This window comes from Streptomyces sp. NPDC057743, assembly GCF_042798755.1.
GTDB lineage: Bacteria > Actinomycetota > Actinomycetes > Streptomycetales > Streptomycetaceae > Streptomyces.
In genome coordinates this window covers 85,791-111,725 of sequence record NZ_JBHVJX010000006.1, presented here as the reverse complement: position 1 = coordinate 111,725, position 25,935 = coordinate 85,791, and the positions used below count along the sequence as shown (strand labels likewise).

20 protein-coding genes are annotated in these 25,935 nt (G+C 73.6%); 8 read left to right on the top strand and 12 right to left on the bottom strand.

Annotated elements, in window-relative coordinates; translation table 11 throughout:
- The 6 genes from ACFVFQ_RS08780 to ACFVFQ_RS08755 form a co-directional block, all read right to left on the bottom strand.
- Complete coding sequence (locus tag ACFVFQ_RS08780) at positions 1 to 966, bottom strand: NADH-quinone oxidoreductase subunit H (protein WP_383411094.1); 966 nt, start codon at positions 964 to 966, stop codon at positions 1 to 3.
- A complete protein-coding gene (locus ACFVFQ_RS08775; RefSeq protein ID WP_383411091.1) occupies positions 963 to 2,141 on the bottom strand; it encodes an NADH-quinone oxidoreductase subunit C in 1,179 nt (392 codons plus the stop codon). The genes ACFVFQ_RS08780 and ACFVFQ_RS08775 overlap by 4 nt, the downstream gene beginning before the upstream one ends.
- Positions 2,138 to 2,812 carry an NADH-quinone oxidoreductase subunit B gene (locus ACFVFQ_RS08770; RefSeq protein WP_383411089.1) on the bottom strand — a complete coding sequence of 225 codons (675 nt, stop codon included), beginning with the start codon at positions 2,810 to 2,812 and terminating at the stop codon, positions 2,138 to 2,140. Before ACFVFQ_RS08770 ends, ACFVFQ_RS08775 begins: the two co-directional genes overlap by 4 nt.
- Positions 2,803 to 3,204 (bottom strand): NADH-quinone oxidoreductase subunit A, encoded by a 402-nt coding sequence (locus ACFVFQ_RS08765; protein ID WP_383411086.1) that lies wholly within the window; start codon positions 3,202 to 3,204, stop codon positions 2,803 to 2,805. Before ACFVFQ_RS08765 ends, ACFVFQ_RS08770 begins: the two co-directional genes overlap by 10 nt.
- A 271-nt stretch (positions 3,205 to 3,475) precedes the next feature.
- Positions 3,476 to 4,750, bottom strand: coding sequence for a hypothetical protein (locus ACFVFQ_RS08760; RefSeq protein ID WP_383411083.1), 1,275 nt, complete (start codon positions 4,748 to 4,750; stop codon positions 3,476 to 3,478).
- Positions 4,751 to 5,345: 595 nt separating this feature from the next.
- Complete coding sequence (locus tag ACFVFQ_RS08755) at positions 5,346 to 6,467, bottom strand: secretion protein snm4 (RefSeq protein ID WP_383411081.1); 1,122 nt, start codon at positions 6,465 to 6,467, stop codon at positions 5,346 to 5,348.
- A gap of 147 nt (positions 6,468 to 6,614) precedes the next feature.
- Between ACFVFQ_RS08755 and ACFVFQ_RS08750 the strand changes: the two genes are divergently transcribed.
- The 6 genes from ACFVFQ_RS08750 to rarD all read left to right on the top strand — a co-directional run bounded on the left by ACFVFQ_RS08750 (position 6,615) and on the right by rarD (position 14,879).
- Entirely contained in the window at positions 6,615 to 7,856 is a 1,242-nt protein-coding gene (locus ACFVFQ_RS08750; RefSeq protein ID WP_383411078.1) for a sensor histidine kinase, read from the top strand.
- Positions 7,857 to 8,037: 181 nt separating this feature from the next.
- Positions 8,038 to 9,417, top strand: a complete 1,380-nt coding sequence (locus ACFVFQ_RS08745) for a sensor histidine kinase (protein WP_383411075.1) — start codon at positions 8,038 to 8,040, stop codon at positions 9,415 to 9,417.
- A gap of 189 nt (positions 9,418 to 9,606) precedes the next feature.
- Positions 9,607 to 10,266 (top strand): LuxR C-terminal-related transcriptional regulator, encoded by a 660-nt coding sequence (locus tag ACFVFQ_RS08740; protein ID WP_383411521.1) that lies wholly within the window; start codon positions 9,607 to 9,609, stop codon positions 10,264 to 10,266.
- A gap of 305 nt (positions 10,267 to 10,571) precedes the next feature.
- Positions 10,572 to 12,524: a 2-oxoacid:acceptor oxidoreductase subunit alpha gene (locus ACFVFQ_RS08735; RefSeq protein ID WP_383411072.1), complete on the top strand. Its 1,953-nt coding sequence runs from the start codon at positions 10,572 to 10,574 to the stop codon at positions 12,522 to 12,524.
- Positions 12,517 to 13,611, top strand: a complete 1,095-nt coding sequence (locus ACFVFQ_RS08730) for a 2-oxoacid:ferredoxin oxidoreductase subunit beta (RefSeq protein WP_383411069.1) — start codon at positions 12,517 to 12,519, stop codon at positions 13,609 to 13,611. The genes ACFVFQ_RS08735 and ACFVFQ_RS08730 overlap by 8 nt, the downstream gene beginning before the upstream one ends.
- 221 nt (positions 13,612 to 13,832) lie before the next feature.
- Positions 13,833 to 14,879, top strand: a complete 1,047-nt coding sequence (gene rarD / locus ACFVFQ_RS08725) for an EamA family transporter RarD (RefSeq protein WP_383411066.1) — start codon at positions 13,833 to 13,835, stop codon at positions 14,877 to 14,879.
- A gap of 46 nt (positions 14,880 to 14,925) precedes the next feature.
- Here the strand turns inward: rarD and ACFVFQ_RS08720 are convergent, their stop codons facing one another.
- From ACFVFQ_RS08720 to ACFVFQ_RS08705, 4 genes are all read right to left on the bottom strand, one after another.
- Entirely contained in the window at positions 14,926 to 15,885 is a 960-nt protein-coding gene (locus ACFVFQ_RS08720; protein WP_383411063.1) for an ABC transporter permease, read from the bottom strand.
- Positions 15,872 to 16,945 (bottom strand): ABC transporter ATP-binding protein, encoded by a 1,074-nt coding sequence (locus tag ACFVFQ_RS08715; RefSeq protein WP_383411060.1) that lies wholly within the window; start codon positions 16,943 to 16,945, stop codon positions 15,872 to 15,874. The genes ACFVFQ_RS08720 and ACFVFQ_RS08715 overlap by 14 nt, the downstream gene beginning before the upstream one ends.
- A gap of 233 nt (positions 16,946 to 17,178) precedes the next feature.
- Positions 17,179 to 18,426, bottom strand: a complete 1,248-nt coding sequence (locus ACFVFQ_RS08710) for an outer membrane lipoprotein carrier protein LolA (protein WP_383411053.1) — start codon at positions 18,424 to 18,426, stop codon at positions 17,179 to 17,181.
- Positions 18,427 to 18,760: 334 nt separating this feature from the next.
- Positions 18,761 to 19,774, bottom strand: a complete 1,014-nt coding sequence (locus ACFVFQ_RS08705) for a polyprenyl synthetase family protein (protein WP_383411050.1) — start codon at positions 19,772 to 19,774, stop codon at positions 18,761 to 18,763.
- Positions 19,775 to 20,574: 800 nt separating this feature from the next.
- On the opposite strand from ACFVFQ_RS08705, the gene fahA reads away from it, so the two are divergent.
- Together fahA and ACFVFQ_RS08695 are read left to right on the top strand one after the other, a co-directional pair.
- Positions 20,575 to 21,792: a fumarylacetoacetase gene (fahA, locus tag ACFVFQ_RS08700; protein ID WP_383411047.1), complete on the top strand. Its 1,218-nt coding sequence runs from the start codon at positions 20,575 to 20,577 to the stop codon at positions 21,790 to 21,792.
- 213 nt (positions 21,793 to 22,005) lie between these two features.
- Positions 22,006 to 22,494 carry a hypothetical protein gene (locus ACFVFQ_RS08695; protein WP_383411044.1) on the top strand — a complete coding sequence of 163 codons (489 nt, stop codon included), beginning with the start codon at positions 22,006 to 22,008 and terminating at the stop codon, positions 22,492 to 22,494.
- Between the two features lie 91 nt (positions 22,495 to 22,585).
- Here the strand turns inward: ACFVFQ_RS08695 and nuoN are convergent, their stop codons facing one another.
- Together nuoN and ACFVFQ_RS08685 are read right to left on the bottom strand one after the other, a co-directional pair.
- Entirely contained in the window at positions 22,586 to 24,238 is a 1,653-nt protein-coding gene (gene nuoN, locus ACFVFQ_RS08690) for an NADH-quinone oxidoreductase subunit NuoN (protein WP_383411041.1), read from the bottom strand.
- Complete coding sequence (locus ACFVFQ_RS08685) at positions 24,235 to 25,932, bottom strand: NADH-quinone oxidoreductase subunit M (protein WP_383411038.1); 1,698 nt, start codon at positions 25,930 to 25,932, stop codon at positions 24,235 to 24,237. The genes nuoN and ACFVFQ_RS08685 overlap by 4 nt, the downstream gene beginning before the upstream one ends.
- Positions 25,933 to 25,935 lie beyond the last annotated feature (3 nt).

Sequence of the window (25,935 nt, the reverse complement as noted above, 5' to 3'; positions counted from 1 at the left end):
CTAGGAGATCACCACCTTGATGACGCCGGTGAGGGCGATCTGGACGAGCGCGAGCGGGATCAGGACCGTCCAGGCCAGCTTCTGGAGCTGGTCCTCGCGCAGCCGCGGGTAGGTGACCCGCAGCCAGATGACGACGAAGCTCAAGGCGACGGTCTTCACCAGCGTCCAGAGCCAGCCCAGGCCGTCGGCGCCGAACGGGCCGTGCCAGCCGCCCAGAAAGAGGACCGCGGTCAGCGCGCTGAGCACGACGATGCCGGCGTACTCAGCGAGCAGGAAGAGCGCGAAGCGCAGTCCGGTGTACTCGGTGTACGCGCCGAAGATGATCTCGGAGTCGGCGACCGGCATGTCGAACGGGGGCCGCTGGAGCTCGGCGAGTCCGGCGGTGAAGAACACCACGCCGCCGATGAGCTGCCAGGGCACCCACCACCAGTGGAAGGCGTCGAGGATGCCGGGCAGCGAGAGGGTGCCGGCGGCCATCGCGACGGAGGCGGCGGCCAGCAGCATCGGCAGCTCGTAGGCGAGCAGCTGCGCGGCCGTCCGCAGGCCGCCGAGCAGGGAGAACTTGTTGGCCGACGCCCAGCCCGCCATCAGCGAGCCGAGCACGCCGACGCCCATGACGGCGAGCACGAAGAAGATGCCCGCGTCCAGGGCCTGCCCGACGGCGTTGCCGGGTCCGACGGGGATGGCGACCATGACCAGCAGGTACGGCAACAGGGCGACGGCGGGCGCGAGTTGGAAGATCCGCCGGTCGGCGCCGGCCGGGACGACGTCCTCCTTCTGCGCGAACTTGACGCCGTCGGCGACGAGTTGGGCCCAGCCGTGGAAGCCGCCGGCGTACATGGGGCCGAGGCGGCCCTGCATGTGGGCCATCACCTTGTGCTCGGTCTGGCCGATGACCAGCGGGAAGACCAGGAAGACCACGAAGACGGCGAGCAGGCGCAGCACCAGGGCGAGGGTGTCGCTCATGGGGTGTCGCCTCCTTCGTCGTCGGTGCGGTCGGCGTGGGCGCCGTCGGCGGTGCGGTCGGCGTCGCCGGGGGGCTGTGGGGCCGGTTCCGGCGCGGGGCGGGGCTCTTGGGGCTGCGGCGGCGGCTCGGGGCCGTTCTGCGGCTCGGCCCCGGCCTCGTCGAACGCCGGGCGGGCGTGGTGCCAGGGCGCGTCGGAGGAGCGCGGGGGCGCGGGGTCCTTGGGGGCCGGGCCCTTGGGGGTGGTGTCCTCTGGGGTGGTGTCCGTGGGGGTGGTCCCGGTCGGCGGCTGCTGGCTGACCGAGCCCTGGCTCGCCGAGCGGTTGCGGCGCGGCGGCCGGGCCGGGCGTTCGGCCGGCGCGCCGGTCGCGGCGTCCGCCCCGGTGCCCGCTTCGGTGGCCGCTTCGGTGGCCGCCGTCTGCTGGCTCGCCGAGCCGGCGCTCACGGAACGGGTGCGCCGGGGCGGGCGCTCGCCGGCGGCACCGGCCGCCCGCGCGCCCCGGGCCGGTCGCGCCGGGGCGGGCGGCAACTGGCCCTTGAGCGGCCCCCATTCGTTGGGATCCGGGACCCCCGGCGGCAGCATCTGCCGCCGCTTGGGCCCCCCGTGCTCGCTCTCCCCCGGCTCCTTGGCGCCGGGCCACGCCTTGGCGACCCGCGCCGCCAGCACGAAGTCCTTGCGCAGCGGGTGGCCCTCGAAGGTCTCCGGCAGCAGCAGCGGCACCAGGTGCGGATGGCCGGTGAAGTCCACGCCGAACATCTCGTGGGTCTCCCGCTCGTGCCAGCCGGCGCCCGCGAAGACGCCCACGGCGGTGGGCAGCGCGGGCGCGTCGTGCGGCACGGTGGTCCGCACGACCAGCCGGCGGACGGCGCCGGGGCGCGCCACGTCGACGAGGTGGGCGCAGATCCGGAAGCCGGTGCCGGGCTCGTCCACGGCGCTCAGCCAGTCGAAATAGGTGCAGCCGAGGGCGTCGCGGGCGGTGGTCAGCGCGGCGGTCCAGGCGTCGGCCGGGACGTCGACGGTCAGCAGGTCGTAGGCCAGTTCCGCGGTGGCGCCGGCGCCGAAGAGCTCACCGGCCGGGCGCGGCAGCCAGCCGACGACCGGCTCGGGGGCCGGCTCGGCGGTCGCGTCCTCGGCCGGCCGCTCGGGGTGATCAGGCTGTCTGGGCTGTTGCGTCATCGGGGCTCCTCCCCCGCGTCCGTCGGGGCGGCCGGCGACGAAGTGACCGGGGCAGCCGGGGCGGCCGGCGGGGCCACCAGGCCGCTGCGGAGGGCCGCGGCGGACGGCCGGGCGGTGCGCGGGTAGCGCTCGCCCAGCGACTCGCGGGCGATCTTCTCCTGGAGCTTGAGGATGCCCTGGAGCAGCGCCTCCGGCCGCGGCGGGCAGCCGGGTACGTACACGTCGACCGGGATGATCTGGTCCACGCCCTTGGTGACCGAGTACGAATCCCAGTACGGGCCACCGCAGTTGGAGCAGGCACCGAAGGAGATGACGTACTTCGGCTCGGGCATCTGCTCGTAGAGCCGCCTGACCGCGGGCGCCATCTTGTCGGTGACGGTGCCGGAGACGACCATCAGGTCGGCCTGGCGCGGGCCGGGCGCGAACGGGATCACGCCGAGCCGGATGAAGTCGTGCCGGGCCATCGACGCGGCGATGAACTCGATGGCGCAGCAGGCCAGGCCGAAGTTGAAGACCCACAGGCTGTAGCGGCGGCCCCAGTTGAGGACCACCTTCATGGGTTCGGGTGCGAGCCGGGCCAGCGCGCCGAGGCGCCGGGGCTCCGGCAGCGGCACGGGGGTGGCACTCCGGGGCGCCGCCTCGGGGCCGGTGGGGGCGGGGGTCACGTCCATTCCAGGACGCCCTTCTTGTACGCGTAGAGCAGGCCGACGGCGAGGAAGCCGAGGAAGATGAACATCTCCACCAGCGTCACACCGCCGAATCCGGGGGCGGCGAAGACCGTCGCCCACGGGAAGAGGAAGATCGAGTCGACGGCGAAGATGACGTAGAGGAAGGCGTAGACGTAGTAGCGGACCTGGGTGTGCGCCCAGCCCTCGCCGACCGGGTCGACGCCGCACTCGTACGTCAGCAGCTTCTCGGGGGTGGGCACCACGGGCCGCAGCAGCCGCCCGGCCCCGAAGGCCACGGCGACAAACAGCACGCCGACCACGGCGATGATCCCGACGGCCGAGTAGCCCTGGAAATAGTCCGCGGCGACGGTGGTGCGTACGGTCGCGTCCGGCACGTCCGCCCCTCGCTCCCTGACTGCGCTTCTTGAAACGACTTTTACACGATCTGTACGGACCGGAGTCTAGGCCCTGCGCCGACCCCGCTCCGCAGCCGCATCGTCGCGGGGAGCCGGGGTTGCCCCGGCTTCGCCCTACCTGGGTGGCCGGCAGCGTAGACGGACGACCTGGTCGTCTCACGCGGCGTCTCACGGTGCGGACGGGGAACGTCCGATGGGCGGGATCGCGTGCGGTCGGGGTGGGGCGGGGTGCGGTGTGGGCGGCGGCCGGTCAGCTCGGGGTGCCGCCACCGTACGGGGTGCGGGGGTCGGTGGGCCGGGGTGGCACCTGGGGGTGCGGGGGCAGCTGGGGGTAGCCCTGCGGCGCCGGGGTCGGGTGCTGGGTGGGCGGCTGTGGGGGCGCCGGTTGCGGGTGCTGTGCCTGCGGCTGCGGCTGGCGCTGTGGCTGTGGCTGTGGCTGTGGCTGGTGTTGTTGCTGCGGCTGGTGTTGTTGTTGGCGGCGGGACGGGTCGCGGGAGACCGCGCGGTCCATGGCCTCGGCCGCGATCCGGGCCGCGGCCTCGCGGGTGCGGGCCCCCAGCAGCTCGGTGCGGATGGCGCCGCCCGCCGCCAGGTGGCGGTCGTAGGGCAGCGGCAGCACCGCGGCGCCGCCGGCGCCCAGATGCGCGGCGGCCTTGCGGACGTCGACGCCGCTGTCGGGCGAGGAGTGGGTGAGCACCACGACCGTGGTCGGCAGCAGGCCGGGGTGCAGGCCGCCGATCCAGTCCAGTACGGAACGGGTGGCGGCCACGCCCTCCGGGGTCGCGGGGGTGACCAGGACCCGCGCCTGGGTGGTCACCAGCGCGGTGCGCGCGACTTCGGCGGGCAGCGTCTCGCAGTCCACCACCGTGGCGGCGAAGTGGCGGCGCAGCGAGGTCATCACCACGCGGTAGGTGTCGATGTCCAGACGGGTGCCGATGGCGCCCTGGCTGCCGGGCAGCAGCCAGCCGCCGCCGGCGAACGGGAGGAGATAGCCCGTCAGGTCCGTGATCAGCATCGACGGGTCGAGGATCTGCGCGAGATCGGAGCCCGACCAGCGGACCTCGCGGGCGCCGAGCCGGTGCGGGAGCGTGCCCAGCGCCGGGTCGGCCTCGACGGCGAGCACCGGGTCGGGGCGGTAGTGCGCGAAGGTCAGCGCGAGCAGGGCGGCGACGGTGGACTTGCCGGCGCCGCCGCGGATGCTGGACACCGCGATCTGTCGACCGCTGGAGACCGGCTGTTGGATGGCGGCCGCGGCCCGGGTGAGGGCGGCGGACTCGGCGGCCGGCGAGGAGGCGAACACCCGGCGCAGCGCCCGGCCGGCGCGCCGGGACAGCGGGTCGCCGCGACGCGGCCGCGGCTGACCGTCGGCCAACTCGGGCGGCAGCAACGGCACGGAGACGGGCGTGCGCGCGGGCACCCCGGCGCGCCCGTAGGAGCCGGGGACGGGACCGGGGGCCGGGGCAGGCGCGGCGGCGGGCCCCGGCGTCGGCGCCACCGGCGGCAGCGGGGCGGCGGCCGGCGCCACGGGCGGGGCCGGTGCCGCTGGAGGGGCGGGCGAGGCTGGTGGAGCAGATGGGGCCTGCGGGGCGGCCGCCGGGGGCGGGGCGGTCACCGGGAGTGGGACCGTCGCCGCCGGAGCCGAACTGGCCGGCGCCGCGGCATGGTTGACGGGCGCGGGCCCAGGCACGGATGCGGGCGCGGCCCCGGGCACGGGCGCGGACGCCGGCGGGGACGCGTGCACCGCCACCGGCGGCGGGTCAAACGGAGACGGTTCGGCCCCGGCCAAGGACGCGCCGGTCGCGACCGGCGCCGGTTCGGCCGGCGGCATCGGCACCGCGGCGGGCAGCGCACCCGGCGCCCCACCCGTCACGGCCGAACCACCCGCACCCCCACCACTGCCCGAGCCGCTCGAACTGCCGGAAGCGCCCGAACCGCCCGAACCGGGGGCACCGTTGCCGTTGCCGTTCGCCACGTCCACTGCCCTACCCCCCGCGCCTTCCGTACTCGCCGCAGTCACCGCCCCCGCCTTCCAAACTCCCCCGGCCGGCCGGAACGTTCCCGCGCCGCCGGGTCTTCACAGGAACTCCCCGTCGCCTCCGCCGGCACCGGGCCTCCCCTCGTCACGCGCCACCCAGCAGCGTCCCGTAGAGCCCGAACGCGCCGAGGCCCACCGGGATCAGCGCCACCGTGCTCACCGACTCCACCACGTCCAACCAGCGCCGCAGCCGGTTCCGGAGCGGGTCAGGGAGGCGGACGGCGAGCGCCACCAGGGGCAGCGCCGCCAGCAGTCCGAGCGCGGTCAGGGCGAGCGCCGGGGCGCCGCCGTCCGCCGCGCAGAGCAGAACGAGCCGTACGCACACGGCCGTTCCGGCGGCGAGCAGGGCGACCACCTGCACGGCCAGGGGGTAGGCGCGGGCCCGGGAGAACAACACGACGGCGAGCAGCAGGGCGGTGAGCACCGTCCAGGGGCCCGGTGCGCCCGCCGCGAGGACGCCGGCCGCGCCGGCGGAGGCGGCCGTCGCCACCGTGGCCGGGGCCAGCCCCTGGTGGGTGGCGGCCAGCGCGGCGGCCACCTGGTGGCGGCTGACTGGGGTGCCGCCCGCGTGCTTCTCGTCCCAGCCGGTCAGCCCGGCCGTGCGCAGCGCGAGCCGGGGCAGTGCCCCGAGGGCCAGGACGGAGAGGAAGCCGAGGACGACGCCGGTGCGGACCGGGTCGGTCAGGGCCAGCGCCAGCTCCCAGCCGGCCACCGCGAGCGCGAGCGCGGCGGCGCCGGTCAGGCCGCCGCGCCCCAGCCGGGTGCGCAGGCCGAGCAGCGCCAGGGCGGCCGCGGCGGTGAGTCCGGTGGCGGCGAGCCGGGCGGCGCCGGGCGCGGTCTGCCAGGCGGCGAGGAGGCCGAGGGTGACGCCGGTCAGCAGCACGGCGGTGCCGACGGGGCGGCGGCCGGGCGCCGCGGTGAGCGCCGCGCCGCCGCCCGCGCACACCACGGCCGCGGCGCCCAGCCAGGAGGCGGCCTCGGCGCCGTACCAGGTGGTCGCGCAGATCCCGGCGACGGCGGCGAGCAGCGCGCTGGCCAGGGCCGCGGTCCGGTTCCGGCCGCAGTCGTCCCAGCGCCGGCCCGCGGGGGCCGGGGGGCGGGTGGTGCCGGCGGGTCCCGCCGTGGGCCAGCCGTCGTCGTCGCGCCGTTCCGGGCCCGCGGCCGCGCCCGTCGTCGCACTCGTCATGTCCACGCGGCCGTTTCGCACCGCAACACCATACGGGCCCGCCGCCGCGCGCTGTCCACAGCGTCCCGCGCCAACCCGGGCCCCGCGCACGGTAGGTGGGGCAAACCCCCCACCCGCCACCCGACGAACCCCATGGCAGTCGTCCGCGGACCCCGGCAAGCTGGGCGTATGACGGAAAGATCCCAGCTCACTGCCGCCGACGACGCCGAGGGGGTGGCGCTCCCGCCGCCGCGGGCCCCGCTCGGCGGCTGGACCTGGCGGGAGATCGGCTATCTGCTGGTCAACCTCCCGCTGGAGGTCGCCGCGTTCGCGGTGCTGGTGGTGTGGCTGGTGCTGGGGGCGGGGCTCTCGCTCACCGTCGTCGGACTGCCGCTGCTGGCCTCGGGCCTGACGGCCTGTCGGCTCTACGGGAAGCTGGAGCGGGCCCGGGCGCGCGCCTGGCTCGGGGTGGTGGTGGCCGAACCGAGCCCGCCGCACGCCTGGGAGCGCGGCTTCTTCGGGTGGCTGTGGTCACGCCTGACGGACCCGGTGGCCTGGCGGCACGCGCTGTTCGCCGTGGTCCGGCTGCCGTGGGGGATCTTCACCTTCGCGGTGACCCTGGTGTCGCTGTTCGTGGCCTGGCCGGTGCTGCCGTGGCTGGCGCGCTGGCTGTCCAACGCGGACCGGGCGATGGTGCGCGGACTGCTCTGTCCGTCCGACGAGTTGGAGCGGCGGATCGCCGAGCTGGAGTCGGACCGGATGGTGGTCACCGACACCGCGGCGGCCGATCTGCGCCGGATCGAGCGGGATCTGCACGACGGCGCGCAGGCCCGGCTGGTGGCGCTCGCCATGGGCCTCGGCCTGGCGAAGGAGAAGCTGCTGGAGGGGCAGGCCGACGAGACCGTGGCGGCGATGGTGGACGAGGCGCACGGCGAGGTGAAGCTGGCCCTCCAGGAGCTGCGCGACCTGGCCCGCGGCATCCACCCGGCGATCCTCACCGACCGCGGACTGGGGCCGGCGCTGGCCTCGTTGGCCGGGCGCTGCACGGTGCCGGTCACCACCTCCGTGGACCTGGCCGAGCGGCCCGCCCCGGCGATCGAGGGGATCGTCTACTTCACCGTCTCCGAGCTGCTCCAGAACGTCTCCAAGCACAGCGGGGCGCGGCGCGCTTCGGTGGAGGTGTGGCGGTCCCGGGACCGCCTGCTGCTCCAGGTGCACGACGACGGCCGGGGCGGGGCGCGGCTCGACGGCGGCAGCGGGATGGCCGGGCTGGCGGACCGACTGGGCGCCGTGGACGGGCTGTTCGTGCTGGACTCGCCGGAGGGCGGGCCGACCCGGGTGACCGCGGAGGTGCCGTGGCGGCAGCGGTCCGCCGCTGCCACGGAGCGGCGGGACGGGCGCGCGGAGCGGCGGGGCGGCGGCCGGCGCTGAGCGGGCACCCGGCGTGGGGTGCCGGGGTGGGGAAAACCCCCGGCGGAAGACTGCGAGCAGCCTCATGGCCCGGGCGCCGGCGGTGCCCGACGCTGGACGGAGCCGGCAGGGGCCGGCAGCGCCACCCGGAATCGGCGCCGGGCCGGCGCCGGACGCCACGGCAGAAGGACGACGACGAGACATGGACACCGCGTATCTGGCGCACCCCACCCACCCGCCGCGGCCCGACGGTCCCCGGGTGCCGGTGGGCCTGCGCGCCCCCTTCGCCGGGCGCACCTGGCGGGAGTTCCTCCACCTCTGTCTGAGTCTGCCGCTCGCCTGCCTGACGTTCGCCTACGCGGTCACCGTGGTCGCGCTGAGCGCCGGGCTGCTGATCACCTTCCTGGGCGTCCCGGTGCTGGCCGGCGGGCTGGCCGGCGCCCGGGGGCTGGGCGCGCTGGAACGGGCCCGGGCCCGAGCGCTGTTGGGGCTGGAGGTGGCCGCGCCGGAGCCGCTGCGCCCCGCCAAGCCGGGGCTGATGGCATGGGTCGGTGCGGTCCTCAAGAGCGGGGCGTCCTGGCGGCACCTGCTCTATGCGTTCCTGGTCTTCCCGTGGGCGCTGTTCGCCTTCGTCCTGGCGGTGACGTTCTGGACGGTGGGGTGGGCGCTTCTGACCTTCCCGCTGTGGTTCTGGGCCGTCCGCCCGTATACCGGGCTGCCGGGCGTCCAGTTGTGGGGCGACGGCACCACCGTCCTCTATGTGAGCCCGACGGTGGCGGCCGCGGTGAGCGGCGGGGTCGGGCTGCTGATGGTGCTGGCCGGGCCGTGGCTGTTCCGGGGTCTGACGCAGGTGAACCGGCTGCTGGTGCGCGGGCTGTTGGGGCCGTCGTCGCTGGCCACCCGGGTCATCGAGCTGGAGTCGGACCGCGGGGTGGTGGTCGACACCGCCGCCGCCGATCTGCGCCGCATCGAGCGGGACCTGCACGACGGGGCACAGGCCCGGCTGGCGGCGCTGGCGCTGGATCTGGGGCTGGCCAAGGAGAAGGTGGCGCAGGACCCGCGCGCGGCGGCGGCGATGGTGGACGAGGCGCACGGCGAGGTGAAGATCGCGCTCCAGGAACTGCGCGACCTGGCCCGCGGCATCCACCCGGCGATCCTCACCGACCGCGGACTGGGCCCGGCGCTGTCCGCACTGGCCGGGCGCTGCCCGGTGCCGGTCACGGTCGAGGTGGACCTGGACCGCCGGCCGGCCGCGGCCATCGAGGGCATGGCCTACTTCACCGTCTCCGAACTGCTCCGGAACGTCGCCGAGCACAGCGGCGCGGACCACGCCGCGGTGGACGTCTGGCACCACGAGGGGGGCGGGCCCGCAGGGCCCTCGGACAAGGGCGGTGGTGGGCGACGGGCGGGCAGGCTGATGCTGCTGGTGTCGGACGACGGCCGGGGCGGCGCGAGCACCGCGGCCGGCGGCGGGCTCGCCGGCCTCGCCGAACGGCTGGACTCCGTCGACGGCCTGCTGGTGGTGGACTCGCCGGCCGGCGGCCCCACCGTCGTCACCGCCGAGCTGCCCTGGCGCGGCTGACGGCGGCGTACGGCCCGCGCGGGTGGGACCGGGACGGGGGTCCGGCCCCACCCGCGCGCACGGTCCGCTCCCCTCCTTCCCCCTCACCCGCCCGCCCCGGTCCGCATGCTGGGATGCTGGGGGGGGGCGACAGGCTGGACCGTAGGGAACGCGCGGACAAGTGGGGGAATCGTCGTCGTGGAGGACAGGGTGCGGGTGGTCATCGCCGAGGATTCGGTGCTGCTGCGGGAAGGGCTGACGCGGCTGCTGACCGACCGCGGGCACGAGGTCGTGGCGGGCTTGGGCGACGGCGAGGCGCTGGTGCGCAAGGTCGCCGAGCTGGCCGGCGCGGGCACCCCGCCGGACGTGGTGGTGGCCGACGTGCGGATGCCGCCGACCCACACCGACGAGGGCGTGCGGGCCGCGCTCCGGCTGCGCCGGGACCACCCGGAGGTCGGGGTGCTGGTGCTGTCGCAGTACGTCGAGGAGCAGTACGCCACCGAGCTGCTGGCCGGGTCGAGCCGGGGCATCGGCTATCTGCTCAAGGACCGGGTCGCCGAGGTGCGGGAGTTCGTGGACGCGGTGGCCCGGGTGGCCGGCGGCGGCACCGCACTGGACCCGGAGGTGGTGGCCCAGCTGCTGGGCCGCAGCCGCAAGCAGGACGTGCTGGCGCATCTGACGCCGCGGGAGCGCGAGGTGCTGGGGCTGATGGCCGAGGGCCGGACCAACTCCGCGATCGCCCGGCAGCTGGTGGTCAGCGACGGCGCGGTCGAGAAGCACGTCAGCAACATCTTCCTCAAGCTCGGCCTGACGCCGAGTGACGGGGATCACCGCCGGGTGCTCGCGGTCCTCACCTACCTCAACTCCTAGCCGACTGACAGCCTGTCGGATATCAACAATGTCCCGATCCGCCGGCGGTCGGGGCCGCGGCGTAGAACCATGGTCCTAGCACCAATGGACGAGGTCGCCGGGTGAGGGAGACGGGGTGGCGGGGGCAGTGATTCGATGACAAACCATGACAGAGCGGTGTCTCATCCCGGCGTCCATCATGTGACCGGCCCAGGGAAGGGCACCCTTACCCACGTACGATGGTTATGGGACAACCGGTCGGTACGACCCGTCCCACGCCCTGCGTCCGGCGGGGTCGCCGTACCCCTTGAGGGAGGTCCGAAGCAGTGACCAGCCAGGTCAGTAGCACAGCCGAGCAGGCCGACGGAGCGCTTGTCGGGGAACAGCGCGCCTCCGGCGACGGCGGCGCGGGCAAGGAAATCCAGCGCCTGGACCGGGTGATCATCCGGTTCGCCGGCGACTCCGGTGACGGTATGCAGCTCACCGGTGACCGTTTCACGTCCGAGACGGCGTCGTTCGGCAACGACCTGTCGACGCTGCCGAACTTCCCCGCCGAGATCCGTGCGCCTGCCGGCACGCTGCCGGGTGTCTCCAGCTTCCAGCTGCACTTCGCCGACCACGACATCCTCACCCCCGGTGATGCGCCCAACGTGCTGGTGGCGATGAACCCGGCGGCGTTGAAGGCGAATATCGGTGATGTGCCGCGGGGTGCGGAGATCATCGTCAACACCGACGAGTTCACCAAGCGGCCGATGGCGAAGGTCGGTTATGCGACCAACCCGTTGGAGGACGGCACGCTCTCGGCGTACAACGTCCACCCGGTGCCGTTGACGACGTTGACGATCGAGGCGCTCAAGGAGTTCGGGCTCTCCCGTAAGGAGGCCGAGCGCTCGAAGAACATGTTCGCGTTGGGTCTGCTGTCGTGGATGTACCACCGGCCCACGGAGGGCACGGAGAAGTTCCTGCGGGCGAAGTTCGCGAAGAAGCCGGATATCGCGGAGGCGAACGTCACGGCTTTCAGGGCGGGTTGGAACTTCGGGGAGACGACGGAGGACTTTGCGACCTCCTATGAGGTCGCGCCGGCCACCAGGGCCTTCCCGACCGGTACCTACCGCAACATCTCCGGCAATCTGGCGCTGTCCTACGGTCTGGTCGCTGCCTCCCGTCAGGCCGATCTGCCGTTGTATCTGGGCTCGTACCCGATCACGCCGGCCTCGGACATCCTGCATGAGCTGTCCAAGCACAAGAACTTCGGTGTGCGGACGTTCCAGGCGGAGGACGAGATCGCGGGCATCGGCGCGGCTCTGGGCGCGGCGTTCGGCGGGTCGTTGGCGGTGACGACCACTTCCGGTCCGGGGGTGGCGTTGAAGTCGGAGACCATCGGGCTGGCGGTCAGTCTCGAACTGCCGTTGCTGATCGTGGACATCCAGCGTGGCGGTCCCTCCACCGGCTTGCCCACCAAGACCGAGCAGGCCGATCTGTTGCAGGCGATGTACGGGCGTAACGGTGAGGCGCCGGTGCCGATCGTGGCGCCCAGGACGCCGGCCGACTGCTTCGACGCCGCTTTGGATGCGGCCCGGATCGCGCTGACGTATCGCACCCCGGTCTTCTTGCTCTCCGACGGCTATCTGGCCAACGGCTCGGAGCCCTGGCGGATCCCCGAGGTCGACCAACTGCCGGATCTGCGCGTGCAGTTCGCCAGTGGCCCGAACCACGAGCTGGCGGACGGCACCGAGGTGTTCTGGCCCTACAAGCGCGATCCGCAGAGCCTGGCCCGTCCCTGGGCGCTGCCTGGCACGCCGGGTCTGGAGCACCGCATCGGCGGCATCGAGAAGCAGGACGGGAGTGGGAACATCTCCTACGACCCGGCCAACCACGACTTCATGGTCCGCACCCGCCAGGCGAAGGTGGAGGGCATCGCCGTCCCCGACGTCGAGGTCGACGACCCCACCGACGAGTCCGGGAGCGGTGCGGACACCCTGGTGGTGGGGTGGGGTTCGACCTACGGGCCGATCACGGCGGCGGTGCGGCGGGTGCGGGGCGCGGGCCAGCGCATCGCCCAGGCGCACCTGCGCCACCTCAACCCCTTCCCGGGGAATCTCGGCGAGGTCCTGGCGCGTTACGACAAGGTGATCGTGCCGGAGATGAACCTCGGCCAGCTCGCCACGCTGCTGCGCGCCAGGTATCTGGTCGACGCACGCTCGCACACCCAGGTCAGCGGGATGCCGTTCAAGGCCGAGCAGCTCGCGGAGGTCTTTAAGGAGGCCATCAATGACTGAAACGGTCTCGGAGAAGCCCTCCCAGATCGAGGCGCTCTCCCTGGTGCCCAAGGCCACGGCGAAGCAGTCCAGATCAGACTTCAAGTCGGACCAGGAAGTGCGCTGGTGCCCCGGCTGCGGCGACTACGCCGTCCTCGCCGCCGTCCAGGGCTTCATGCCGGAGCTCGGCCTGGCGAAGGAGAACATCGTCTTCGTCTCCGGCATCGGCTGCTCCTCCCGCTTCCCGTACTACATGAACACCTACGGGATGCACTCCATCCACGGCCGCGCCCCGGCCATTGCCACCGGGCTCGCCTCCTCGCGCCGTGATCTGTCGGTGTGGGTGGTCACCGGTGACGGCGATGCCCTGTCCATCGGCGGCAACCACCTCATCCACGCCCTGCGGCGCAACGTCAACCTCAAGATCCTGCTGTTCAACAACCGGATCTACGGGCTGACCAAGGGTCAGTACAGCCCGACCTCCGAGCTCGGCAAGATCACCAAGTCGACGCCGATGGGCTCGCTGGACGCGCCGTTCAACCCGGTCTCGCTGGCGCTGGGGGCCGAGGCGTCCTTCGTGGCCCGCACCGTCGACTCCGACCGCAAGCACCTGACCTCGGTGCTGCGCGCGGCCGCCGCCCACCCGGGCACGGCGTTGGTGGAGATCTACCAGAACTGCAACATCTTCAACGACGGTGCCTTCGAGGCGCTCAAGGACAAGGAGCAGGCGCAGGAGGCGGTGATCCGGCTGGAGCACGGGCAGCCGATCCGGTTCGGCGCCCCCGCCCCCGACGGCCTCGGCGCCAAGGGCGTGGTCCGTGACCCGGCCACCGGCGACCTCAAGGTCATCGACGTCACCAAGGAGGGCACCGACGCCGTGCTGGTGCACGACGCGCACAGCCCCTCCCCCACCACGGCCTTCGCCCTGTCCCGGATCGCCGACCCCGACACCCTCTACCGCACCCCGATCGGCGTGCTGCGCGACGTCGAGCGGCCGGTCTACGACGCGTTGATGGCCCAGCAGTTGGACACCGCCATCGAGCAGAAGGGCAAGGGCGACCTCGCCACCCTGCTGACCGGCAACGACACCTGGACGGTCGTCGGCTGACCCCACACCACCCCCAGGCCGGATCCGGCCACACCCTCGGCGGGTGTCCGCAGCGAGCGCGCAGGCGCGCTCCGGCGGGCACCCGCCGCGGCGTTGAGAGGGGACGGTGCCCATCCCACCGACCCGCCCCTGCTGTCATGACCGTATGTCGGAACGGGCATGACAGCAGGGGCCGGCGGCGCTACCTTGCACAGGATCGACCGCACCCTCTGGAGGGCCCCTTGCCGTCTCGAACCGACCAGCGCGCCGGCCTCGCGTACGGCCTCGCCGCCTACACCATGTGGGGCCTCCTGCCGCTCTACTGGCACCTGTTGGACGCCGCCGCGCCGGCCGAGATCCTGGCCCACCGCATGGCGTGGTCGCTGCCGGTGGCCCTGGTCATCCTGGCCGCGCTGCGCCGCTGGTCCTGGATCCGCCCGCTGCTGTGCCAGCCTGGGGGTCCCCCCGGCGTTAGCTGGGGGAGGCTCGGGCTGGTGCTGGTCTGCGCCGTGGTGATCTCGCTGAACTGGTTCCTCTACATCTGGGCGGTCAACACCGGGCACGTCCTGGAAGCCTCGCTCGGCTACTTCATCAACCCGCTGGTGAGCATCGCGTTCGGGGTGCTGGTGCTGCGCGAGCGGCTGCGGCCGCTCCAGTGGGCGGCGGTGGGCATCGGCACCCTGGCCGTGGTCGTGATGACGGTCGCCTACGGGCGGATGCCGTGGATCGCGCTCGGGCTGGCGCTGTCGTTCGCCACGTACGGGCTGGTGAAGAAGGGCATCAAGCTGGACGGCATCGAGGGCTTCAGCGCCGAGACCGCCCTCCAGGCGCTGCCGGCGCTGGGCTTCCTGATCTACCTGGGCGTGCGCGGGCAGTCCGTGTTCGTCACCGGCGGGGCCGGGCAGGCGCTGCTGCTGGCGGGGTGCGGCGTCGCGACCGCGGTGCCGCTGATCTGCTTCGGCGCCTCGGCGGTACGGCTGCCGCTGACCACCCTGGGGATGCTCCAATACCTGGCGCCGACCTTCCAGTTCGTGCTGGGGCTCGTGGTCTTCCACGAGGAGATGCCCGCGGAGCGCTGGGCCGGCTTCGTGCTGGTGTGGGCCGCGCTGGCGATGCTGACCTGGGACGCGCTGCGGACCGCCCGACGGGGGCGGGCCGCGCTGGCCGCCGCGGGGGCGCTGGCGGGCGAGAAGGCGGCGACGGAGGCCACGGACGCCGGGCGCGCCGCGGCGGAGCCGGCGGCTCCTTCGGTCGCTCCGCCGGCCGGCGCCGGGGAGGCGGGCCGGTAGCCGCCTGACGGGCGCGGGCTCGTCAGGCCGTCACGCCGTCAGGCCGTCACGCCGTGATGTCGCGGGTGGTGAACCGCGCCCAGGCCGCCGAGCCGAACACCGCGGCGTAGAGCGCCTGGAGGCCGAGGTTCCGCCAGATCCCGTCCCAGTAGACCGGGTCGCGGAGCAGGTCGGCGAAGGACAGCCAGTAGTGCGGGAAGAGATACGGCTGGACGGCCTGGAGCTGCGGTATGCCGTCCAGGATCTGGGCGGTGAGCACCAGGCCGACCGTCGTGGCCATGGCGGCGACGCCGCTGTCGGTGAGGGTGGAGACGAACAGGCCGAGGGCCGCCACCCCGACCAGCGAGAGCGCCACGACGCCCGCGACGGCCAACGCCCGCAGCAGCCCGTCGCCGAAGGATATGGACGTCCCCGACAGCAGCGTCACCTTGCCCAGGGGGAACAGCAGCGCGCCGGTGACCAGCGCGGAGAGCGCCACGACGAGGGTGCCCACCCCGCAGAACGCCATGGCCGTGGCGAACTTGGCGAGCAGCAGGCGGCCACGGCCGGCGGGGGCGACGAGGAGGTAGCGCAGCGTCCCGGTGTGCGCCTCGCCGGCGACCGCGTCACCCGCGATCACCCCGACCGCCATCGGCAGGAACACCGGCAGCGTCACCGCGAGGGCGGTGAAGACCAGGAAGAGGCCGTTGCCGGCGATCCCGGCGAGGAAGGCCGGGCCGCGGTCGTCCCCGCCGGAGCCCCCGGTCTGGATCCGCACGGCGATGCCGACCAGGACCGGGACGGCGGCCAGCACCGCCAGCAGGACCAGGGTGCGCCAGCGCCGGAACGTCGTGCCGAGCTCGCTGCGCAGCAACTCCGGTGACCAGCGCGCCCGGTGGGCCCGGCGCGCCTTTGACGAGGGCGAGGGTGCGGGCGGGGGCGGTGGGGGTGGGGGCACCATCGCCGCCACCACCCCGGCCCGCCGCGCCGGCCGCTTGGCCGTCTCATCCCGCTCATCCCGCGACATCGAAGCCCTCCCCGGTGAGCTGGACGAAGACGTCCTCCAGGGACGCCCGTTCGGTGCCGAAGGCCCGGACCCGGACCCCGGCGCGGACCAGCGCGGCGTTCAACTCCGCCGGGTCCGGTGGCCCACAGTCGCCCGCCGGCGCCGTGCCGTCCGCCGGCGCCGTACTGGCCGGCGACACCGTGCCCTGGGGCGCGGCCGCGGGCAGTTCGCCCGTGACGTGGTCGCCGTCGGCCCGCAGCCCGGTCAGGCCGCGCGCCGCGAGGACCCGGATCGCCTCGGCGGGATCGGGCGTGGTCACCGCCAACCGGGCGCGGGCGGCCGGGCCGAGCACGGCGGAGGTGAGGCCGGCGACCGGGCCCTGGGTGACCAGCCGGCCCCGGGACATCACCGCGGCATGGGTGCAGACCTGCTCGATCTCGTCGAGGAGGTGGGAGGAGAGGAAGACCGTGGTGCCGTCCGCCGCCAGCTCCCGCACCAGCGTGCGGATCTCCCGCATGCCCTGCGGGTCCAGGCCGTTGGTCGGCTCGTCCAGCACCAGCAGCTCGCGCGGCTGGAGCAGGGCCGCGGCCAGCCCCAGGCGCTGCTTCATGCCGAGGGAGTAGGTGCGCGCCTTCTTGCCGGCCGCGGCGGCCAGGCCCACCCGCGCAAGCGCCCGGCCGACCCGCTCGCTCCGGGTGCGGGGGTCGGCGGCCGGGTCGGCGGCGTCGAACCGGCGCAGATTGTCCCGGCCGCTGAGGAAGCCGTAGAGCGCCGGGCCCTCGATGAGCGCGCCGACCCTGGGCAGCACCTGGCGGACCGCGCCGGGCATCGTCCGCCCGAGGACCCGGGCGGTGCCGGCGGTCGGCTCGATCAGCCCCATCAGCATCCGGATGGTGGTGGTCTTGCCGGAGCCGTTGGGACCGAGGAAGCCGAAGACGCTGCCGCGCGGCACGGCGAGGTCCAGGCCGTCCACCGCGGGCCGGCCGCCGCGGTAGGTCTTGGTCAGCCCACGGGTCTCGATCACCCGGTCCGCCTCCTGCGGCGCCGCGCGCTCCTCGTCCGCGGACGGTGGTGATGACACGGTCTCCCCAACTCCTCGCGCATGACGGCCCCTTGGGGCGATGCCCCCTCGTGGCGACGCCCCTTTACCGCACCCGACAGAGGCGTGCGGACCACTGACGAACCACTGACGAGCTCGTGCGGATCACTTACCGGCCCGTGCGGACCACTTGCCGCCCCATACGGACCGCGTACGGGCCGCGCCGCTCCCCCGGGCGGGAGACGCGGCACGGCCCGGCCGCCGCCGCTGGCCCGTTACTTCTTCGCGGCGTCGGCCGCGGCTATCAGGGCCTGCTTGTCGACGGCACCCACATAGACCGTGCCGTCGTCGGTGAGCAGGGCGTTGACCAGTCGGGTGCTGAAGAGGTGGCCGGAGCCGAACGAGCCGGTCACCTTGGAGCCCAGGCTGTCCATCAGCTTGCCGGCCTCGCCCTTGGCGAGCTGGTCCTTGCCGCCGGGCCCGCCGGGGGCCTTGAGGGTGGCGATGGACGTCCAGCCCTTGCCGAGCACGTCGAACCCGCCGAAGTCCTGCGAACCCTTGTGGTCCTTGAGGCCCTTGAGGCCGCCGAACTCCTTGCCGTGCTGGCGGGCGGCCTGGCCCGCGGCCCGGTCGCCGTTCTCCACCTTGGCGCCCTTGGGCGGGGTGAAGGCGAAGGTGTCCGCGGCCGGGCGGGCGAAGTCGACGCGGGTGTAGCCGACGTCGATCGCGGCCGGGCCGCCGCTCTTGGGGGTGAGGGTGAACTTCAGCGGGACGCCGTTGGCGGCGTCCACCGCGACCCGGATCGAACCGACCGTGGAGCCGGCCTGCTTGGGCGTGAGGACGAGCTGGTACGCGTCCCGCCCGGCGACCTTGGCGGTGTCGCCGACCGTCACCGAGGTGGTGTCCCCGGCCGCCTTCAGCGCCTGCTTGGCGAGCTCCTGCGGGGTGGCGTTCTGCACGTCCTTGGGCAGGTCGCGCGGGGTGCCGTGGTGGGCGCCCTTGGGGGCGGTGTGGTGCGCGACGGTGTTGCTGCCGCTGTCGTACGCCCAGACGTCGTTGCCGTTGTGGATGAGGGTGTAGTCGGCGGACTGGCCCACGAGCGACACCCGCTGCTTCTCGGGGCCGTCGGCGGCGACCCGCAGGGTGTGCGTCCCGGACGCCAGCTCGGTCAACTTGCTCTGCGGGGAGGCGGAAGCGCCCGCTCCGCCGCCCTTCGCGCCGCCGCCGAAGCCGCCGGCACCCGCGCCGCCCGGCAGGGCGGGCAGGCCGAGGTCGGTGGTGACCTGAACCGTGCCGGAGAGCTGCTGGACATCGGACTTGGCGATCTTCGCTATCAGGTCCTGGGCGGAGATCTTCGGCAGATCCGGGGAACCGGATCCGGCGAACGCCGGGACCAGCCCGATCGTCGCGGCCGCCACCCCCGCCACCGCGACCGGCACGCCGTACCGCACCGCCTTACGGCGCTTCGCGGAGCGCCCCCCGTCCCATTCCCCGGTGACCTCAGTCGGTTCGTTCCCTGCCATCTGGCCTACCTCCGTCGTCTGCGGCGGTGTCGTGTCGTGCACGCTCCCCCAGCCAACGCTGGTGGTGCCCCCAGCCCGCCGGACCATGATGGCCCGCTCCGCCGCTTCGTGGTGTCTCCATCCCACCAAAACTCGCGCACGACAGCGTCAACCCGCAGGGCCAACTCCGCATACTGCTGTGGGATGACACCGGACCACCGCCCGGCGGCACACGTACGACCACGGGCGCAGCGCCCCGGCGGGGATGCCGTAGGGGAAGCCCTAGGGGAGATCAGGGAAAGCGAGGAAAGGCTGAACGTCGGGGCACGCCCCGAGCCACTCCTGCGTCGGCGGCTCAGCCCGCCCGGTGCACCACCGTGTCGCACAGCCCCTCCAGGGCCGTCTTCGCCAGGCACTCCGGCAGCGGCGCCAGCGACGCGCGGGCCTCCTCGGCGTAGCGCACGGTGTCCCGGCGGGCCTGCTCCAGCGCCGGGTGGGCGCGCAGCCCGGCCAGCGCCTCGGCGTGCCGGGCGTCGTCGGTGAGGTCACCCGCCAACAGCTCGCACAGCGCCCGGTCCTCGGCGGTGCCGGCGTCGGACTCGGCGAGCGCCCGCAGCCGCAGCACCGGCAGCGTCGCGATGCCCTCGCGCAGGTCGGTGCCGGGCGTCTTGCCGGACTCGTGCGAGTCGCTGGCGATGTCCAGCACGTCGTCGGCCAACTGGAAGGCCGTGCCCAGCCGCTCGCCGTACTGGGTGAGGGTGTTGACGATCGTCTCGTCGGCGCCGGACATCATCGCGCCGAAGCGGCAGGCGACGGCGACCAGCGAGCCGGTCTTGCCGGCGAGGACGTCCAGGTAGTGCTCGATCGGGTCGCGGCCGTCGCGCGGGCCAGCGGTCTCCAGGATCTGGCCGGTCACCAGGCGCTCGAACGCCTCCGCCTGGATCCGGACCGCGTCGGGACCGAGGTCGGCGAGGATGTGCGAGGCGCGGGCGAAGAGGAAGTCGCCGGTGAGCACCGCGACGGAGTTGCCCCAGCGGGCGTTGGCACTGGCGACGCCGCGGCGCACCTCGGCCTCGTCCATCACGTCGTCGTGGTACAGCGTCGCCAGGTGCGTCAGCTCCACGACGACGGCCGAGGGGACCACACCGGGGCTGTAGGGGTCGCCGAACTGGGCGGCCAGCATCACCAGCAGCGGACGGAACCGCTTGCCGCCGGCGCGCACCAGATGCTGCGCGGCCTCGGTGATGAACGGCACATCACTCTTGGTGGCCTCCAGTAGGCCCTCCTCGACAGCCGCCAACCCGGCCTGGACATCGGCTTCGAGAGCCTTGTCCCGCACGCTCAGCCCAATGGGCCCGACGACGGTCACGAGGGGTACTCCTGTCTGCTGACGATCAAACGGAATGTCGATCTGTCGCTGTCTTCACCATTGGCCAGCGTATCCGGTCACGGTTGGATCACCGCGAGCGCCCGCCCCCCGAACCACTCGGCCAGCACAGAAGCCGTCCCACGGGCCTGCTCTTGATCGACTTCCGGTCCGGCCCTCCGTGGGAACGGTGGGGCGACAGGGGCGGCAGGTACCTCAAGAGCCCCTGGCGCCACAGCGGTGACCGGCGCAACGGGCACCGCCGGGCGCCCGGCCGACCCTCCGCCGGGCCCGCGCCGTTCACCCTCTTCGGTAGCGGACGGCGGGCGGGCACCCCCGTCCCGCTCCGGGAGTCGTGGAGAAGCCGTGGGAGAGTCGTGAACGTCGCAACCGCCCGGCGCACCCCGAGGACCGGGACGCCACAAGAACGGTGCGCCCACCGGGCCGAGAGCCCACCGGCCCGAACGGCGAAGCGCGGCACGGCACTTCCCCCACCATTGAGGAACTTCCCTACTTCTCCCGGCAATTCACGGCTATTCATGGCCGCTTATGCCCATTCACGGCATCTGCCCGGTCTCCAGGGCCCGTAGCGCGCCGCGGACGCCCGCCCCGCCCACCACTTCCCGGTCACCGACCGCCCGATCCCCGCCGAGGGCCGCCCCGTTGATCGCCACCGGTCGTACCCTGATCGACGGACCCACCGGCACCCCGGAGCGCCCGCCCCCGCGCACACCGCACTTCGGGCGGGGGCGCACCACCGGCCGGCCGCCCACCGGCGACGACGAACGCGAGGAGCAGTGTCCATGCCCGAGCAGAACCCGTTCGACCTGGCGGAAGGCGACCCCTTCGGCCCGCACACCCTTCCCTACGGCGTCTTCAGCACCGCCGACGCCCCCGGCCTGCGCCGACTCGGCGTCCGCTACGGCCGCCATGTCCTCGACCTGGCGGCCCTCCCGGACGCCGTGCCGGGCCTGGTGCCCGCGCCGCACGCCGCGCTGCTCGGCGCCGCCACCCTCAACCCCCTGCTGGCCGCGGGCCGTCCCGTCTGGCAGGAGGTCCGTGCGGCCATCCGCACCGCCCTGACCGGTCCCGCGCACCGCACCGCGGTGGCCCCGCTGCTGCGCCCGTTGGACGACGTCACCCTGCACCTGCCCTTCGAGGTCGCCGACTACGTCGACTTCTACTCCAGCGAGCACCACGCCACCAACGTCGGCCGGATCTTCCGCCCCGACGCCGCCGCGCTGCCGCCCAACTGGAAGCACCTGCCGATCGGTTACCACGGCCGGGCCGGCACCGTCGTGGTGACCGGCACCCCGGTGGTGCGACCGCACGGCCAGCGCAAGGGCCCGCAGGACCCGGCGCCGGTCTTCGGCCCGTCCACCCGCCTGGACATCGAGGCCGAGGTCGGCTTCGTCGTCGGCACGCCCTCCGCGCTGCACGCGCCGGTGGGCCTGGCCGGCTTCCGGGACCACGTCTTCGGCGTCTGCCTGGTCAACGACTGGTCCGCCCGCGACATCCAGGCATGGGAGTACGTGCCGCTCGGCCCGTTCCTCGGCAAGTCCTTCGCGACCTCGGTCTCCGCCTGGATCACGCCGCTGGACGCCTTCGACACGGCCCGCACGGCGCCGCCGACCCGGGACGTGGCGCCGCTGCCGTATCTGGACGATGCCGACGCCGAGCCGGGCGGCCTCGACCTGCGCATCGAGGTGCGGCTCAACGGCGAGGTGATCTCCCGCCCGCCGTTCGCGTCGATGTACTGGACGGCCGCCCAGCAGTTGGCCCACATGACGGTCAACGGGGCGTCGCTGCGCACCGGCGACCTCTACGCCTCCGGCACCGTCTCCGGGCCCGAACCCGACCAGCTCGGCTGCCTGCTGGAGCTCACCAAGGGCAACGGCCCCTACCTCCAGGACGGCGACGAGGTCACCCTCACCGCCTGGGCGCCCGGCCCGGACGGGGGCCGGATCGGGCTCGGCGAGGTCACCGGCCGGGTGCTGCCGGCCGCCGAACTCCCGGCATGATCCACCGCCCGGCTGCCTCCGCCCCCCCTCGCGGAACCCGTCGCGGAACCCGAGGCTGAACCCGAGGCGGAGGCGGCCGGGCGGGGCGCACGTCAGGTCATCGGGCGCGCCATACGGGAGGAAAGGGGCGGGACGGGCAACTGGCCGCGCCACGCGCCCCGTTCCGCTGCTAGCCTCACGTCTCCCTGTCCCACGACGACGGAGGAGACGTACGTGCGCAAGGCAGCGCAGTTCGCCGGGGTGGTCGCCATCTCCGCGCTCCTGCTCAGCGGTTGCGGAAGCAGCGGCGACACCGGCAAGGACGCGAGCACCCCCAGCACATCGCCGAAGTCCACCCCCTCGGCACCGACCGGCGGCGACGGCAAGGCCGCCCAGCCGGGCTCCGTCGAGGGCGCCTGGAAGAGCGGCTCCTCCGCCAGCCCGCTGGTCCTGGTGGTCGCCAAGGGCACCGCCGCGTTCAGCAAGGGGCACCAGTCCGCCTGCATGGGCAAGGTGGAGAAGATGGGCGGCGCGACCATGGCCGCCCTCAAGTGCACCGACGGCTCCACCAGCCACACCATGGGCGTCCTCGAACCGGGCGCGGACGGCAAGAGCCTGACCGTGAAGTGGAAGGGCGGCCCGACCGAGCACTACACCAAGGCCGACGACGGCAGCGTGAAGGTGCCGGAGATGCCGAAGCTGCCGGACATGCCCAAGAGTTGACCGCGCGGCCGACCGACCGGCGCGCGCACGGCCGCCGCCCGGCGTCCCTTGGGGCACCGGGCGGCGGCCGTGCGTGGGGGCGTGGGGCAGGTCAGCGGATGAAGAGCCCCGCGTGCCCGGCCAGATCGAGGAAGTACTGCGGGGCCACGCCCAGCACCAGGGTGGCCGCGACGCCGACCGCGATGGCGCCGGACGTCAGGACGCTGGGCACCGCGACCGTGGGACCGTCCGCCTTGGGCTCGCTGAAGAACATCAGCACGATCACCCGGATGTAGAAGAACGCCGCGATCGCCGAGGAGATCACACCGATCACCACCAGAGCGCCCGCGCCGCTCTCCGCCGCCGCCTTGAACACCGCGAACTTCCCGGCGAACCCGGACGTCAGCGGGATGCCCGCGAAGGCCAGCAGGAAGACCGCGAAGACCGCGGCCACCAGGGGCGAACGCCGCCCGAGCCCGGCCCACTTGGACAGATGGGTGGCCTCGCCGCCGGCGTCCCGCACCAGCGTCACCACGGCGAACGCGCCGAGCGTGACGAAGGAGTAGGCCGCCAGATAGAAGAGCACCGAGGAGACGCCGTCCTGGCTGGCGGCGAGGACGCCGGCCAGGATGAACCCGGCGTGCGCGATGGAGGAGTAGGCCAGCAGCCGCTTGATGTCGGTCTGGGTGATGGCCAGCACCGCGCCGCCCAGCATCGTCAGGATCGCCACGCCCCACATCACCGGCCGCCAGTCCCAGCGCATCCCCGGCAGGACGACGTAGAGCAGCCGCAGCAGCGCGCCGAACGCGGCGACCTTGGTGGCGGCCGCCATGAAGCCCGTCACCGGCGTCGGGGCGCCCTGGTAGACGTCCGGCGTCCACATGTGGAAGGGCACCGCACCGACCTTGAACAGCAGGCCCATCAGCACCAGCGCCCCGCCGATCAGCAGCAGCGCGTCATTGCCCATCGTGCCGGCCAGCGCCGGATCGACCTGCCGGGCGCCGTCCGAGATCACCTCGGCGATCCCGGCGTAGCTGACGGTGCCGGCGTAGCCGTAGAGCAGGGCGATGCCGAACAGCAGGAACGCGGAGGAGAAGGCGCCGAGCAGGAAGTACTTCACCGCGGACTCCTGCGACAGCAACCGCTGGCGGCGGGCCAGCGCGCACAGGATGTAGAGCGGGAGGGAGAAGACCTCCAGGGCGATGAAGAGGGTCAGCAGGTCGTTGGCGGCCGGGAAGACCAGCATGCCGCCGACCGCGAAGAGCAGCACCGGGAAGACCTCGGTGGTGGTGAACCCTGCCTTGACCGCGGCCCGTTCGGCCTCGCCGCCGGGGACGGCCGCGGCCTGCGCGGCGAAGGAGTCCGCCGGCCTGCCGTCGGCCGCCGGGTCCAACCGGCGCTCGGCGAAGGTGAAGACCGCGATCAGCGACACCAGCAGGATGGTGCCCTGGAGGAACAGCGCCGGGCCGTCCACCGCGATCGCGCCCATCGCGGCCAGATGCGCCTTGGACGAGCCGAAGCCGCCCGCCGCCAGGCCGATCACCGCGGCGAACGCGGCGGCCAGCGCCACCACCGACAGCAGCACCTGGGCGTAGTAGCGGCTGCGGCGCGGCCAGAACGCCTCCAGCACGATGCCGAGCACCGCGGCGCCGAGGACGATGAGCGTCGGCGAGAGCTGGACGTACTCGATCTTCGGGGCCGGGATTCTGCCCGGCGTCCCGGCCGCCGCCGTCCACAGGCTGTGGACACTTGCCCCGGAACTCACTTCGCGGCCTCCACGTCTTGGTTCTGCGCGGGCTGGCCGTGCCGGCCTGCCCCGGGCACGGCGTCCACCTGCACGGTGGGCTTGGGGTCCTTCTTGTCCACAACGGACAGGGTGTGCTGGACCGCCGGGTTGACGATGTCGGTGAGCGGCTTGGGGTACACCCCGAGGAAGAGCAGCAGCGCGATCAGCGGTGCGACCACCACCAGCTCGCGCGCCCTGAGGTCGGGCATCGCGTCGACCTCCGCCCTGACCGGGCCGGTCATCGTCCGCTGGTAGAGGACGAGGACGTAGAGCGCGGCCAGCACGATGCCGAGGGTGGCGATGATCCCGATCACCGGATAGCGGCTGAACGTGCCGACCAGGACCAGGAATTCGCTGACGAAGGGCGCCAGGCCGGGCAGCGACAGGGTGGCCAGACCGCCGACCAGGAAGGTGCCGGCCAGGACCGGGGCGACCTTCTGTACGCCGCCGAAGTCCGCGATCAGACGGGAGCCGCGGCGGCTGATCAGGAAGCCGGCCACCAGCATCAACGCGGCGGTGGAGAGGCCGTGGTTGACCATGTAGAGCGTCGCGCCGCCCTGGCCCTGGGACGTCATCGCGAAGATGCCCAGGATGATGAAGCCGAAGTGGGAGATCGAGGCGTAGGCGATCAGCCGCTTGATGTCCCGCTGGCCGACCGCGACCAGCGCGCCGTAGACGATGCTGATCAGCGCCAGCACCAGGATCACCGGGGTGGCCCAGCTGCTGGCCTGCGGGAAGAGCTGGAGGCAGAAGCGCAGCATCGCGAACGTGCCGACCTTGTCGACGACCGCGGTGATCAGCACCGCGACCGGGGACGTGGCCTCACCCATGGCGCCCGGCAGCCAGGTGTGCAGCGGCCACAGCGGCGCCTTCACCGCGAACGCGAAGAAGAAGCCGAGGAAGAGCAGCCGCTCGGTGCCGGTGTCGATGCTCAGCGCGCCGGACGCCCGGGCCTGCACGATCTGGGTGAGCGAGAAGGTGCCGGTGCCCAACTGGTGGGCGGTGACGGCGTACAGCCCGATCACCGCGGCCAGCATGATCAGGCCGCCGACGAGGTTGTAGAGCAGGAATTTCACCGCGGCGTACGACCGTTGGGCGGCGGCCTGCTGCTCGCCGCGCCCGCCGGCCCGGTCCCCGAAGCCGCCGATGAGGAAGTACATCGGGATCAGCATGGCTTCGAAGAAGAGGTAGAAGAGGAAGACGTCGGTGGCCTCGAAGGAGAGCACCACCATCGCCTCGACCGCCAGGATCAGCGCGAAGAAGCCCTGGGTGGGCCGCCAGCTGTAACGGCGGTTGCCCGCGGCGGGCACACCCTCGGGCGCGGCCGCGTCCTGAAGGGGATCGGCGTCGTGCCAACCGGCCAGCATCACGAACGGGATCAGCAGCGCGGTCAGCGCGATCAGGGCGACCGCGATGCCGTCCACGCCGAGGTCGTAGCGGACCCCGAAGTCCCGGATCCAGGCGTGGGATTCGGTGAGCTGGAACGGGCCCTTGGCGCCGGGGTCGAAGCGCGCCGCGATCACCAGCGCCAGCGCCAACGTGGCCAGCGAGAACAGCAGCGCCAGCCACTTGGCGACGGTGCGCTTCGCGGCGGGCACCGCGGCGGTGGCGATCGCGCCGATCGCCGGCACCGCGGCGGTCGCCGTCAGCAGCGGGAAGGAAGGATCTGCCATGGC